The organism is Mycobacterium sp. (assembly GCF_047975165.1).
Lineage (GTDB): Bacteria > Actinomycetota > Actinomycetes > Mycobacteriales > Mycobacteriaceae > Mycobacterium.
Map to the genome: position 1 here is coordinate 1 of NZ_JBKECZ010000046.1, position 13,229 is coordinate 13,229.

Here is a 13,229-nt window from a genome sequence, read left to right on the forward strand (position 1 = left end):
CTACTCTCAGATCCGTCCACATTCGTTGCAGCCACCGCTTGAATCCAAGGGTCCGTCGACAGCAGCACCGTGACACGCTTGTCGCGCCCACTGATTTGCCTGGCACCAGGTACGTGAGCGTGAGCCGCGAAGTACTCCATCATCTGAAGACCCTGGCCGAGAATCGTATTGGCATACCGCAACGCCTGAAGCCACCGCCGCGTTCGGCTCTGCAGATACATGCCGCTGAGGATAGATCTGACCGCCGACAAACACAGGCAACAACGCTTCGGCTCCTGCAATCGGATCAGACTACTTTGGTGACCTGATCGTCACATGATCGTTGGCGCGGGCCTGGGATTGAACAACCCGCGTGTCTCACGAACTTGGCAGATCTGCCAGTCGCATGCCATTTGCCGTGAGATTCTGCCGCGGTTCGTGAGAACCTACAACCCACCCCCCTACCTCGCCATATTCGCAAACCGCGACAGATGCAGCTGGTGGGCAACGGTCACCGTCTTGGTCGGGCCGTTGCGGTGTTTGGCCAGGATGAAATCCGCTTCTCCGGCGCGCGGGTCGTCGCGGTCGAAGGCGTCGGGCCGGTTGAGCAGGATGACCATGTCGGCGTCCTGTTCCAGCGAGCCGGATTCTCGGAGGTCGGAGAGCATCGGCTTCTTGTCGGTGCGCTGTTCGGGCCCGCGGTTGAGCTGGCTGATGGCGACCACGGGCACTTCGAGTTCTTTGGCCAGAAGCTTGAGGTGCCTGGAGAATTCGGAGACTTCGACCTGGCGTGACTCGTGCTTCTTGCCCGATGTCATCAGTTGCAGGTAGTCGACGACGACGAGGTCGAGGTTGGCTTTCTGGCGCAGCCGGCGGGCCTTGGCGCGGATCTCCATCATGGTCAGGTTGGGCGAATCGTCGATATACAGTGGCGCCTCGCTGATCTCGCTCATCCTCCGTGCCAGCCGGGTCCAGTCGTCGTCGCTCATCCGGCCCGACCGCATGTCGGCGAGTTTGATCTTCGCCTCCGCCGACAGCAGCCGCATGACGATCTCGGACTTGCTCATCTCCAGGGAGAAGATGACGCTGGCCTTGCGGTGCTTGATCGAGCACGACCGCATGAGGTCCAGCCCCAGGGTGGACTTACCCACACCGGGACGCGCGGCGACGATGACCATCTGCCCCGGATGTAGCCCGTTGGTCACCTCGTCGAGTTCGGTGAACCCCGTCGGCACCCCGCGCGCGATGCCGCCATTGGACGCGATGGCATCGATCTCGTCCATCGTCGGCTGCAGCAGATCCTCAAGGGGCACATAATCTTCGGTGGTGCGCCGGTCGGCGACGTCGTAGATTTCGGCCTGCGCGCGATCGACCACCTCGGCCACATCCGCACCCTCGGCGCCGGCGTAGCCGTACTGCACCACCCGGGTGCCCGCCTCGACCAGCCGCCGCAGCAGCGCCTTCTCGGCGACGATGCCCGCGTAGTACCCGGCGTTCGCCGCCGTCGGTACCGTCGAGATCAACGTGTGCAGGTACGGCGCTCCCCCGATGCGGCGTAGCAGCCCGCGGCGGTCGAGTTCGGCGGCCACCGTCACCGGGTCGGCCGGCTCGCCGCGTCCGTACAGGTCCAGCACGGCGTCGTAGATGTTCTGGTTGGCCGGGCGGTAGAAGTCGCCGGGCCGCAGCCGCTCGAGCACGTCGGCGATCGCATCCTTGCTCAGCAGCATCCCTCCCAGCACCGACTGCTCGGCGGCAAGGTCCTGCGGCGGCTGACGGCCGTAGTCCTCGGCGGGCGGCGGGCCGTCCGGGCCGGCATGGCCCAAGTCATCGACGACTGCCACCAGGCTCCACCTCCATCGACCGACACACTGACGTCACCCCACGGATCGAACGGATATTCGATTCGTGCTATCTCCGTAGCGTACGTCGAGGCACCGACATCGCCCCGACCGAAGCCACCAACCCGCCTCCGCGCGCGTCACCACCCGGCATCGTCACCACCCCGGCAAGCGCATCGCCAAGCCCTTCGACAAGCACCTGGCCACCGCTTCACCCGGGGGTCGCGACGAACGTAATCGCTACTGACGCCCGGTCCAACAGAGCGGTGTTCATGACGCTGTGCATCGAATGTGCAAAGTCAACGTCGGCGGTGTTGAACAGGGTGGGGATAACCTGTGGATAAATGCGTTGTCAACTGGAATCACCGCAGGTAGTCGACCTCCACAGGGGCAAATTGTGTGTGGACAACAATCTCTTCGGCGTGTCGTGTCAGCTAGGCCTTCCGGGCGTGTTGACTCCGTGCACGGGCACTGTCCCGAACCGGACCACAACCGTCACGGGCATCGGCAAACACCGGCCGAACCCGCCACCAACACCCGACCTGCGCGAAGACACAACAAACCGCGTTCACAGAAAATTCACGGGAATTCCGGGACGCGCCGGAACGGGACCCGGTCGCGTCCGACCCACACCGGACCGCGCGGAAACGCGCCGAATCAGCCCTCGGCGACCACGTCGAGTTGGACCTCGACGTCGACCTCGGGGTGCAGGTGCACTGCCACCGGGTGGGTGCCGATGGACTTGATGTGTGCCTTGGGCAGCCGCACGATCCGCTTGTCGAGGTTCGGCCCGCCCGCCTTCTTGATGACGGCCACGACGTCGCCGGCGGTCACCGAGCCGAACAGCTTGCCGCTGTCGCCCGCCGTCTTCACCGGCATGCTCACCGGGCCCAGCGCCTCGATGGCGGCCTTGAGTTCCTCGGCGTGCTCGCGGTCGCGGACCGCCTTGGTGGTGCGCGCACGGCGGATGTCGTCCGCCTGGCGCTGGGCGCCGCGCGAGGCGACTATCGCCAAACCGCGGGGCAGCAGGAAGTTGCGGCCGTAGCCGTCCTTGACCTCGACCGAGTCGCCGACAGCACCGAGATTGTCGACGTCAGCCGTCAGAATCAGCTTCATCGTTTGCGTTCTTTCCGTTGGACTTTCGTTAGGTGCCGGGCGATCAGCGCGTCGAGGAGGTGAAGGGCAGCAGCGCGACCTCGCGCGCATTCTTCACCGCGATCGCGACATCGCGCTGGTGCTGGACGCAGTTGCCGGTGACCCGGCGGGCCCGGATCTTGCCGCGCTCGCTGATGTAGGTGCGCAGCAGCCCGGTGTCCTTGTAGTCGATCACCGGATCCTTCTTGGCGCAGAAAACGCATTTGCGGGTCTTGACCGGCTTCTCCGGAACCGGCCGCCGCTTGTTGGACTTGCCCATGGGTGTCTGTTTCCGTTCTTGTGCTGTGAAGTCTGCTGGAAAGTTCTGTCTCAGAAGGGCGGTTCGTCGTCGCCGCCGGCGAACGAACCCGACGGCGGGGCGCTGCCCCACGGGTCTTCACCGGATCCGCCGGATTGGGCCGGCGCGGACTGCCGCGACCCGCCGCCACCACCGCCCCCGCCGCCTCCGCGGCCGGCCTTGGTGACCTTGGCGGTGGCGTACTTGAGCGAAGGCCCGATCTCGTCGACCTCAAGCTCGACCACGGTGCGCTTCTCGCCCTCGCGGGTTTCGAAGGACCGCTGCCGAAGCCGTCCGGTCACCACCACCCGCATGCCCCGGGTCAGGCTCTCCGCCACGTTCTCGGCGGCCTCACGCCAAATACTGCAGCGCAGGAACAGCGCCTCGCCGTCCTTCCACTCGCCACTCTGGCGGTCGAAGTTCCGCGGCGTCGACGCCACGGTGAAACTCGCCACCGCGGCACCCGATGCGATGAACCGCAGTTCGGGGTCGGCAGTGAGGTTTCCAACGACGGTGACAATCGTCTCACCGGCCACGATAATCCTCCTTGGTCCGCCAGTTCCTCGCCTGGTGGTCAGTCGTGGGTATGTGTGTCATCGAGCCTAGGCAATTCCTCCGACAACTGCCCCCGGGCGGGGACGCCTACTTCTTGTCGGTGCGCATCACTTTGGTGCGCAACACCGACTCGTTGAGGCCCAGCTGGCGGTCGAGTTCGGAGACCGTCGCAGGGGCGGCCTTCAAGTCGATGACGACGTAGATGCCTTCGACGTGCTTGGCGATCTCATAGGCCAGCCGCCGCCGGCCCCATATGTCGACCTTCTCGACGGTTCCGCCGTCTTTGCGGACGACGTTGAGAAACGTTTCCAGCGACGGGGCAACGGTACGTTCGTCGAGTGTGGGGTCGAGGATGACCATGATTTCGTATGGACGCATAGGGACCTCATCACCTCCTCTGGTCTTGGCGGCCACGGTCGATCCGTGGCAGGAGAGTCGCCTGCGTCGGCAACCGCCTGAGACTACCGGAGAGCCGGCGTGAGGCCCAAAAGACCGACGCCAGACCCCAAGGATCTGGGGAATTCACTTCCGCTCGCGGACGAACCGCGCCGCGGTGACCCGGGCCGCCTCGCCCGCTTTGGCCAGCGCACCGGCATCGAAGGGAGGCTGCGGGTCGTACTCGATAAGCAGCTGCGCGGCCTCTGCGGCCTGGCGGTCGACCAGCAGCTCGGCCAGCCGCAGCGCCATGTCGATGCCGCTGGACACCCCGGCCGCGGTGATGATGCGCTGCGGGAGATGCTCGACTACCCGTTCGGGCACATACCGGGCGCCCAGCGCATTGAGCTGCTCGGCCGCGGCCCAGTGGGTTGTCGCGGTGAGCCCGTCCAGCAGTCCCGCACCGGCCAGCAGCAGGGCACCGGTGCACACCGAGGTGGTGAATCTGGTGCCCGGGTGCACGGCGCGCAGCCAGGATCGGAACGTTTCGTCGCCGACCAGCACGCGGGTGCCGATCCCGCCCGGCACCACCACCACGTCGGGCGCGGTGACATCGTCGAAGGTGGCGTCGCAGCTCAGGCCGAGCATGCCGTTCTCGGTGCGGACCTCACCGCGTCGTTGCCCGACGAACACCACCTCGATCGAGGGAATGCGCTGCAGTACCTCGTAGGGCCCGACGGCATCCAGTGCGGTCAGCCGCGGAAACACCGGAACGGCAACCTGCATCAGGGCCGCTCCCCCGCCGCACCGGGCGCCGTGGCCGGTTCCCCGGCCCGGGTCCTACGTCGCCGAGCGGGCCGCAACCAGTCGGGCAGCCAATCCGGCGGCGCATCCGGTGCCCGGTCGAAGATCCCGCCGGCGGGGTCATCCACCCTGCCGCCCCAGCGCACCAGGTCTACATCCGGCCGGTAGATCTGCCGAATCACCAGCGCGCACAACCCGATCACGGCAAGATCGCGCACCAGCACCGTCAGGGTGAATGGCTGCTCGGGCAGGGCCAGGTCGGGGTTTCCGTACAGGTAGTACATCCGCGGTATCCAGACCAGCGCGTCGATTGTCATCCAGGCCAACAGGATTCGCCGGTATGGAATCACCAGCACCGCCAGCGGCACCAACCACAGCGAAAACTGCGGGCTCCACACCTTGTTCGTCAGCAGGAATCCAGCCACTACCAGGAACAGCAACTGAGCGAGCCGGGGACGCTGCGGGGCCGTCAACGCGACATAGCCGATTCCCGTGCAACACAATGCGAAGAGCGCGGCGACGACGATGTTGAGCACTGTGGGCGGTTCCCACACACCCAGCGACGGGTCGAACCCCCGCCAGCCGGTCAACGACTTCACCACGTTGTAGACCGAATCCATGTCGCCGTCACGCCTGGCGTTGAGCCGGAAAAACTCCGACCATCCACGCGGAAAGAGCACCAGCACCGGCAGATTCACCAACAGCCAGGTCGCCACCGCGCCTACGGCGACGCGCCACACCCCACCGAGACGCCCGGTGCGAACACCGAGGACGAGCATTGGGCCCAGAAACAGCAGCGGATACAGCTTCGCCGCGGCGCCGAGGCCGATCATCACGCCGGCCGGCCAGGGCTTTCGCCGGGCCCAGGCCAGCAGCCCGCCCATCGCGAAGGCCGTTGCCAGCGCATCGAAGTTGGTGAAGATCTGAAAGATCACCAGCGGTGACGCCGCCACCAGGGCAGCGTCCCAGACGCGCCGGCCGGCCAACCCCGCCGTGGCCCAGACGGTGGCCAGCCACGCCAGCGCCAGCCCGAGGGCCGAGACGTTGAAGAACATCACCACCTCGGCCACCACCGGCACCGCTACCACCTTGCTCAGCGCGGTGTAGGTCTTTGCCAGCGACATCGACGCGTACTGGTAGAGCCCGGTCAACACCGGATATTCCATGTAGCGCAATGCGGGTTCGCCGTCGTAGCGAATCTGCCGGGTGCCGTCGGGGTTGGTTTCGATCCAGCTGGACTTGTAGGGAAACCTGCCCTGGCTCAACAATTCCGCGGTGTACAGCGGGACGGTGTCGGAGTAGCACAGTTCGTAGTAGGCGCGCTGGTTCTCCCAGTTGGCCACCCGCTCGTCGGCCGTTCCCGTACCGGTGGTCTGCAGGCACGCGGCCTTCGTCGACCAGCCCAACCCCAGGAACACCAGGGCGATGGCGATCATCCCCCGCAGCGGGGTCATGAAGCGGGTGCGGCCGATCAGTGCGTGCCGGCCCACCGGCCCGCCTACGGCGACCGCGAGTGCGGCACCCAGGACATCGTTGCGGCTGGGACAATCCCGGCTGTCCGCACTCCGGCGATCGGCGGCAAGGGGCCGCGGTGAAACGGTGGGGCGCTCGGTGATCCGGTCCGTCACGGGGGCGGGCCGGGAAGATCCGGAGGCGGCTCAGGCGGCGGCGGAGCCCCCGGCGGCGGAGGCGGCGGCAGCGTGATCGTTGTCGGCGGGCCGATCGGCACGATGATCCCGGGGGCTATCTCGACCGTCGGCTGGATCACCGTCTCCGAAGGCGGCGCGTCCGGTGGCGGCGCCGGCGGCGGGGGCGGCGGCGCCGGCGGCACGCCCGCGTAGCCACCGATCTCGGCCGGTTTGGGGAACGACTCGTTCGGCGTACCCTTCAGGGCGCCGTCCATGGTCGCCTTCCAAATGTCCGAGGGCAGCCCCGAGCCGTACACCGGACCGCCCCACTGCGTCACCAGCGGCTTGTCTCCGTTGGCTGTTCCCACCCATACCGCCGTGGACAGCGACGGTGTATAGCCGACCATCCAGGCATCCTTGTCCGCTTTGGTGTCACCGAGCTGGGTGGTGCCCGTCTTGGCCGCCGAGGCCCGCCCGCCGGCCAGGTTGTGGCCCCGGGAGTACCCGGCGATGGGCAGCATCGCGGCGGTCACGTTGTCGGCCACCGCCTTGGGGATGCGCTGCTCGCCGCTGGTGTCGGTGTCGGTGTCGGTGTCGGTGATATCGAACAGCACCTGGCCGTCGTCGTTGACTACCTTCTGCACGAAGTGCGGGCGATGGTAGACACCCGAGGCAGCCAGGGTGGCATAGGCCGAAGCCATGTCCATCACTCGAGTTTGATACTGCCCCAACACGATCCCGTTGTTCGGCGGGCCGCCCTCGCCATCCTCGGACAGCGTGTGTGGGACGCCGGGAAAACTTTCGGCGATCCCGGCCTGGTGCGCGGCGCGGGCGACCGCCTCGGGCCCACCGTCGAGCTTGAGCATCAGCCGGTAATACGACGTATTCAGAGACATTTTCAGCGCCTGGGCGATATTGCAGACACCGCACCCCTCACCCTCGACGTTGGTGATCGTGATGCCGTACATGGTCAGCGGCGAACTGTCCACCTGATAACCCAGCCCGATGCCCTGCTCGAGCGCGGCCACCAGCGCGAACACCTTGAACGACGAGCCCGTCTGCAAGCCCGCCTGCGCGAAATCGAAACCCTGCGCATCGGATCCGCCGTAATAGGCCTTCACCGCGCCGTTGTGCGGATCAATCGACGCCACCGCGGCACGCATATCCGGGTCCTGGCCGTCGAGGTACTTCGCCACCGCGTCTTCGGCGGCATGCTGGGCCTGCGGGTCGATGGTGGTGGTGATCCGCAAGCCCTGGGTGTTGAGAGCCTGCTCGTCGATGTCGAATAGCTCCGTCAGCTCTTTGGTCACCTGCCGCTGGATCAGCCCGTTGGGTCCGCGAACCTGATTCGCCGCCCGGGCCTGCTCGGGCGGAACGGTCCTGGGAAACACCTGTACCGCACGCTCTTCGGCGGACAGCGCGTTGGTCTCCACCATTCCGTCGAGGACCCAATTCCAGCGTGCGAGCGCACCCTCGGGGTCGACGGCGGGGTCCAGGGTGGACGGTCGCCGGATCAGTGCTGCCAGCAGGGCTCCCTCGGAGACGCTGAGCTGGTCGACGTGCTTGTCGAAATACGCCTTCGACGCCGCCGAGACCCCGTAGGACCCGCGGCCGAAATAGATGATGTTCAGATACGCCTGCAGCACATCGTCTTTGGACCACTCGCTGGCCATCTTCGTGGCGATCACGAACTCCTTGACCTTGCGCATGATCCCGCTCCAGCCGTACTGCGCGGAACCCACCATAGCATTCTTGACGTACTGCTGGGTGATCGTGGAGCCGCCCTGCAGGTCACCGCCGAGCAGGTTGTTGCGTGCCGCGCGCGCGAACCCGGTCAGCGAGAAGCCGCGGTTGGAGTAGAAACCGCGGTCCTCGGCGGCGATGACCGCCTGGCGTAGGTGAACCGGTACCTGGCTGAGGTCGACGTCGACCCGATTACCTTCGGGCGGAACTATTTTCGCGATTTCGGAGCCATCGCTGGCCACGATCACCGAAACCTGGTTGGTGCGGATGTCGCCGGGGCGCGGCACCTGGACGACCATGTACGCCATGGCGAAGGTGACGATCGGCAGCAGGATCAACACCGCCACCAACGAAATGAGCGATCGCCTGACCAATGTCCAGTTCATCCGCGGGGTCCAGACGGGTTTCGGCCTGCGGACGCCGAGGGACGGAACCGACGGGGTCGCGGGCGAAGCCGACCCGGGCGACGGGGGCGACGGGGGCGACGGGGGCGACGAGGGCGGCGTCGGCCCCCCGGGCCCCCGACGGCCGAGGCTCCGGGAACGCTCGGGACGCTGCGGTGGCGCTTCCAGTGCGGCCTTGACCTGGTCGAGCTGATCGGGCTGGGGCGGCGGATCGGCCAGGGCTGCCTTGACCTCGTCGATGGGGTCGACGTGCCGGGGCGGCCGCCCGTCGGTCACCGGCGGGATGATCGCGGTCAACCGATCGTCGGGCGAGACAGCGCGGCGCGGGGCAGGTGCCTTCCGTGCGCCGCCGCCGTCGCCACCGGGCGGCTTCGTCCCGCCGGCGGCGCCGGGCGGTGTTCCCTGCGCGTGGGCACCGGGCGGCTTCCTCCCGCCGACCGCACCGGGCGGTGTTCCCTGCGCGTGGGCACCGGGCGGCTTCCTCCCGCCGACCGCACCGGGCGGTATTCCCTGCGCGTGGGCACCGGGCCGCTTCGTCCCGCCGACCGCGCCGGGCGGTATTCCCTGCGCGTGGGCACCGGGCGGCTTCGTCCCGCCGACCGCACCGGGCGGTATTCCCTGTGCGTGGGCACCCGACACTGTGCGCTCACCAGCGGTCGTCGGTTCGTCCGGAGCATCGTCATCCGGCCGGTGGTGGCGTCCCGTGCTACTCACTGGCCGTTCGAACTCCGTTGCGCGGCGCCCCGGTGCGGCCCGACCCCCGAGGCGGCTTCACTGGGCGCGGCGCCCCCAGGACATAGGACTTCACCAGGTGGTTCCAACTGCAAGTCCGACACACCTCCACCACATGCACAGCAAACTCAGAAAACCGGGTTGTCAGCTGCACCAGCTCCTCGGCGGTGCGCGCCGAACCCGATACGGCACCCAAATGCTCACCGAACACCCAGGACACCAGCGTCAACAGCTCCTTGCGGCAGATGGGACACATCACCCGGCTTTGTTTCCCGTGAAACTTCGCCGCGCGCAGCAAATACGGATTAGCGTCACAGACCTCGGAAACACCGGTGCGCCCCGAATACACCTCGGCCAGCAGGGACCGTCGCCGCAGGGCGTAGTCCACCACCTGTCGCTGCAGTCGCACGCTGACCAGAGTACGTCGCCCGCCCCGGCTCCGATATGCGATACAGGCTCGTGGCGGGTCGACCCCCCGGGACCGGGGACTCCGACTGTGACCAACGGCGCACCAACACCCCGCGATGTTGTCGTTAATATATCGGAGCGATACGATTGCGCGACGCGTCGCGTCTTCGTAGCGACGGGGCCGACCGGCACAGCTGCCGCAGCAGCGCAAGCAATTGCGTGCCGAAGCCATACATGAGGAGGTGATTCGATGCTGGAACTGGCAATCCTCGGTTTGCTCATCGAGTCCCCCATGCACGGCTACGAACTGCGCAAGCGGCTGACGGGCCTGCTGGGCGCCTTTCGTGCCTTCTCCTACGGTTCGCTCTACCCGGCACTGCGACGGATGCAGGCCGAGGGGCTGATCGCCGAGAACGCCGCACCGACCGGGCTGCCCGTGCGGCGCGCCCGCCGGGTCTACCAACTGACCGACAAGGGCCGGCAGCGCTTCGGCGAACTTGTCGCCGACACCGGCCCGCACAACTACACCGACGACGGATTCGGTGTGCACCTGGCATTCTTCAACCGCACCCCGGCCGAAGCGCGCATGCGCATCCTCGAAGGCCGGCGTCGCCAGGTCGAGGAGCGTCGGGAAGGCCTGCGGGACGCGGTGGCACGAGCCAGCGGATCGCTCGACCGCTACACCCGCCAGCTGCATCAGCTCGGGCTCGAGTCCAGCGAGCGCGAGGTCAAGTGGCTCAACGACCTCATCGCCGCCGAACGCACAGCGCCCAACCACGTCGAACAGACGTGACCGCGAGACCAAACACACAGCAACCCCGGAATCACCGCGAAGTGAATTAGGTAAGGAGAACATCCGAAATGAGTGAGCACAACGCGTCGCCACAGGCGTCGACCGAGGTACGCGTCGCGATCGTCGGCGTCGGAAACTGCGCGTCCTCACTGGTCCAGGGTGTCGAGTACTACCACAACGCCGACGAGGAATCCCGCGTCCCCGGCCTGATGCACGTGCGGTTCGGCCCGTACCACGTCCGCGACGTGAAGTTCGTGGCCGCGTTCGACGTTGATGCCAAGAAGGTCGGCTTCGACCTCTCCGACGCGATCTTCGCCTCGGAGAACAACACCATCAAGATCGCCGACGTCGCACCCACCAACGTGTTGGTGCAGCGCGGCCCGACCCTCGACGGCATCGGCAAGTACTACGCCGACACCATCGAGGTGTCCGACACCGACCCGGTCGACGTCGTCCAGGCACTCAAGGACGCCAAGGTCGACGTACTCGTCTCCTACCTGCCTGTCGGATCGGAAGAGGCCGACAAGTTCTACGCCCAGTGCGCCATCGACGCCGGTGTGGCGTTCGTCAACGCGCTGCCGGTGTTCATCGCCTCCGACCCGGTGTGGGCCAAGAAGTTTGCCGACGCCGGCGTCCCGATCGTCGGCGACGACATCAAGAGTCAGGTGGGCGCCACCATCACCCACCGCGTGATGGCCAAGCTGTTCGAGGACCGCGGCGTGCAGCTCGACCGCACCATGCAGCTCAACGTCGGCGGCAACATGGACTTCCTGAACATGCTCGAACGGGAGCGGCTGGAGTCCAAGAAGATCTCCAAGACCCAGGCTGTCACCTCCAACCTGCAGCGCGAGTTCAACGCCAAGGACGTCCACATCGGCCCGTCCGACCATGTCGGGTGGCTCGACGACCGCAAGTGGGCCTACGTGCGCCTGGAAGGCCGGGCCTTCGGCGACGTGCCGCTGAACCTGGAATACAAGCTGGAGGTCTGGGACTCGCCGAACTCGGCGGGCGTGATCATCGACGCGGTGCGGGCGGCCAAGATCGCCAAGGACCGCGGGATTGGCGGCCCGGTGATCCCGGCGTCGGCCTACCTGATGAAGAGCCCGCCCGAGCAGCTGGCCGACGACGTGGCACGGGCACAACTCGAGGAATTCATCATCGAGGCCTGAGCCGCCTACGGTGGTCGCATGGCCTCCGACGCGACTCCCGCCTGCTCCTCCGACGCCGACCCGGGTGCCCCCGGCGGTCCGGTTCGCATCGGGGTGCAGCTGCACCCGCAGCACGCCCCGCGCTACGACGACATCCGCGACGCCGTCCGGCGGTGCGAAGACCTCGGCGTCGACGCCGTCTTCAACTGGGATCACTTCTTCCCGCTCTACGGCGACCCCGACGGCGAGCACTTCGAGTGCTGGACGATGCTCGGCGCCTGGGCCGAACAGACCTCGCGCATCCAGATCGGCGCGCTGGTGACGTGCAACTCCTACCGCAATCCCGAGCTGCTCGCCGACATGGCCCGCACCGTCGACCACGTCAGCGGCGGACGGCTGATCCTGGGCATCGGCTCCGGCTGGAAACAGAAGGACTACGACGAGTACGGCTACGAGTTCGGCACCGCCGGCGGCCGCCTCGATGACCTGGCCGGCGCACTCCCCCGGATCAAATTGCGGCTGGCCAAGCTCAATCCCCCACCCACCCGGGACATCCCGATCCTGATCGGTGGCGGCGGGGAACGCAAAACGCTACGCCTGGTCGCCGAATACGCCGACGTGTGGCACAGCTTCAGCTCCGCCGAGGAGTTCCCGGCCAAATCCGAGGTGCTCCGCCGTCACTGCGAAGCCGTCGGGCGGGACGCGGCCGACATCGAGTGCTCGGCCGCCGCCGGCAGCGGGTCGGAACTGATGGCCAATGCCGACGCGCTGGCCGGTCTCGGTGTCCGACTACTGACCGTCGGGTGCAACGGCCCGGACTACGATTTGACCGACGCCGAAGCGCTGTGCAGGTGGCGCGACGGCGCCGGTTAGACTCCACCCCTATGTCTCGTAGCGAAAGCAGCGTCTCCGACGTCGCCGAGCTGGCAGAAGGGCTGCACCGGTCGCTATCCAAACTCTTCGCAATACTGCGTCGCGGAGATCCCAGTGGCGCGGTGGCCGGCGACCTGACGCTGGCGCAGCTGTCGATTCTGATCACCCTGCTCGACCGCGGTCCGATCAGAATGACCGACCTGGCCGCCCATGAGCGGGTACGGACGCCCACCACCACCGTCGCCATCCGCCGCCTGGAGAAGATCGGCCTGGTAAAACGCGAACGCGACCCCTCCGATCTACGGGCCGTACTGGTCGACATCACGCCCGAGGGGAGGGCGGTGCACGCCGAATCGGTGGCCAGCCGGCACGCGTCGCTGGCGGCCATGCTCAACACGCTTCCCTGCGGCGACATCGAGATCCTGATGACGGCGCTGGAACCACTGCAACGGCTCGCCTCAACCGAGGCAGCCACCGATGCTGTCGACTGCGAGCGGGTCCAAGGCGCGTGACCTTC

The 13,229-nt window shown here is 66.9% G+C and carries 13 protein-coding genes and 1 pseudogene; 4 read left to right on the forward strand and 10 right to left on the reverse strand.

Annotated elements, in window-relative coordinates; genetic code table 11:
* The 10 genes and pseudogenes from ACK5M9_RS04615 to ACK5M9_RS04660 all read right to left on the reverse strand — a co-directional run.
* A pseudogene (locus ACK5M9_RS04615) lies at positions 1 to 221 on the reverse strand (hypothetical protein); the annotation flags it as partial.
* A gap of 219 nt (positions 222 to 440) precedes the next feature.
* Positions 441 to 1,820: a replicative DNA helicase gene (dnaB, locus tag ACK5M9_RS04620; protein WP_416892014.1), complete on the reverse strand. Its 1,380-nt coding sequence runs from the start codon at positions 1,818 to 1,820 to the stop codon at positions 441 to 443.
* 654 nt (positions 1,821 to 2,474) lie between these two features.
* The gene (rplI, locus tag ACK5M9_RS04625; RefSeq protein ID WP_416892015.1) at positions 2,475 to 2,933 is read right to left on the reverse strand and encodes a 50S ribosomal protein L9; all 459 of its coding nucleotides are present in this window, start codon (positions 2,931 to 2,933) and stop codon (positions 2,475 to 2,477) included.
* A gap of 43 nt (positions 2,934 to 2,976) precedes the next feature.
* On the reverse strand, positions 2,977 to 3,231 hold the full coding sequence (gene rpsR / locus ACK5M9_RS04630; protein WP_416892016.1) for a 30S ribosomal protein S18: 255 nt from the start codon (positions 3,229 to 3,231) through the stop codon (positions 2,977 to 2,979).
* Between the two features lie 50 nt (positions 3,232 to 3,281).
* Positions 3,282 to 3,785: a single-stranded DNA-binding protein gene (locus ACK5M9_RS04635; RefSeq protein WP_416892017.1), complete on the reverse strand. Its 504-nt coding sequence runs from the start codon at positions 3,783 to 3,785 to the stop codon at positions 3,282 to 3,284.
* A 106-nt stretch (positions 3,786 to 3,891) separates the two neighbouring features.
* Entirely contained in the window at positions 3,892 to 4,182 is a 291-nt protein-coding gene (rpsF, locus tag ACK5M9_RS04640; RefSeq protein WP_416892018.1) for a 30S ribosomal protein S6, read from the reverse strand.
* A gap of 144 nt (positions 4,183 to 4,326) precedes the next feature.
* The gene (locus ACK5M9_RS04645; RefSeq protein WP_416892019.1) at positions 4,327 to 4,965 is read right to left on the reverse strand and encodes a DJ-1/PfpI family protein; all 639 of its coding nucleotides are present in this window, start codon (positions 4,963 to 4,965) and stop codon (positions 4,327 to 4,329) included.
* A complete protein-coding gene (locus ACK5M9_RS04650) occupies positions 4,965 to 6,611 on the reverse strand; it encodes a glycosyltransferase family 87 protein (RefSeq protein WP_416892020.1) in 1,647 nt (548 codons plus the stop codon). Before ACK5M9_RS04650 ends, ACK5M9_RS04645 begins: the two co-directional genes overlap by 1 nt.
* Complete coding sequence (locus ACK5M9_RS04655; RefSeq protein ID WP_416892039.1) at positions 6,608 to 9,055, reverse strand: transglycosylase domain-containing protein; 2,448 nt, start codon at positions 9,053 to 9,055, stop codon at positions 6,608 to 6,610. The genes ACK5M9_RS04650 and ACK5M9_RS04655 overlap by 4 nt, the downstream gene beginning before the upstream one ends.
* A 409-nt stretch (positions 9,056 to 9,464) precedes the next feature.
* Positions 9,465 to 9,899, reverse strand: coding sequence for a DUF5318 family protein (locus ACK5M9_RS04660; protein WP_416892021.1), 435 nt, complete (start codon positions 9,897 to 9,899; stop codon positions 9,465 to 9,467).
* 249 nt (positions 9,900 to 10,148) lie between these two features.
* Between ACK5M9_RS04660 and ACK5M9_RS04665 the strand changes: the two genes are divergently transcribed.
* From ACK5M9_RS04665 to ACK5M9_RS04680, 4 genes are all read left to right on the forward strand, one after another.
* On the forward strand, positions 10,149 to 10,691 hold the full coding sequence (locus ACK5M9_RS04665; RefSeq protein ID WP_416892022.1) for a PadR family transcriptional regulator: 543 nt from the start codon (positions 10,149 to 10,151) through the stop codon (positions 10,689 to 10,691).
* A 68-nt stretch (positions 10,692 to 10,759) separates the two neighbouring features.
* Positions 10,760 to 11,860, forward strand: a complete 1,101-nt coding sequence (locus ACK5M9_RS04670) for an inositol-3-phosphate synthase (RefSeq protein ID WP_416892023.1) — start codon at positions 10,760 to 10,762, stop codon at positions 11,858 to 11,860.
* An 18-nt stretch (positions 11,861 to 11,878) separates the two neighbouring features.
* Entirely contained in the window at positions 11,879 to 12,712 is an 834-nt protein-coding gene (locus ACK5M9_RS04675) for an LLM class F420-dependent oxidoreductase (protein ID WP_416892024.1), read from the forward strand.
* A gap of 11 nt (positions 12,713 to 12,723) precedes the next feature.
* The gene (locus ACK5M9_RS04680) at positions 12,724 to 13,224 is read left to right on the forward strand and encodes a MarR family winged helix-turn-helix transcriptional regulator (RefSeq protein ID WP_416892025.1); all 501 of its coding nucleotides are present in this window, start codon (positions 12,724 to 12,726) and stop codon (positions 13,222 to 13,224) included.
* Positions 13,225 to 13,229 lie beyond the last annotated feature (5 nt).

Excerpts from the sequence above, each read along its gene's own strand:
- ACK5M9_RS04670 (WP_416892023.1), top strand. The coding sequence starts at position 10,760 with ATGAGTGAGCACAACGCGTCGCCACAGGCGTCGACCGAGGTACGCGTC.
- ACK5M9_RS04675 (WP_416892024.1), top strand. The coding sequence starts at position 11,879 with ATGGCCTCCGACGCGACTCCCGCCTGCTCCTCCGACGCCGACCCGGGT.
- ACK5M9_RS04680 (WP_416892025.1), top strand. The coding sequence starts at position 12,724 with ATGTCTCGTAGCGAAAGCAGCGTCTCCGACGTCGCCGAGCTGGCAGAA.
- rplI (WP_416892015.1), bottom strand. The coding sequence starts at position 2,933 with ATGAAGCTGATTCTGACGGCTGACGTCGACAATCTCGGTGCTGTCGGC.
- ACK5M9_RS04665 (WP_416892022.1), top strand. The coding sequence starts at position 10,149 with ATGCTGGAACTGGCAATCCTCGGTTTGCTCATCGAGTCCCCCATGCAC.
- rpsF (WP_416892018.1), bottom strand. The coding sequence starts at position 4,182 with ATGCGTCCATACGAAATCATGGTCATCCTCGACCCCACACTCGACGAA.
- ACK5M9_RS04645 (WP_416892019.1), bottom strand. The coding sequence starts at position 4,965 with ATGCAGGTTGCCGTTCCGGTGTTTCCGCGGCTGACCGCACTGGATGCC.
- rpsR (WP_416892016.1), bottom strand. The coding sequence starts at position 3,231 with ATGGGCAAGTCCAACAAGCGGCGGCCGGTTCCGGAGAAGCCGGTCAAG.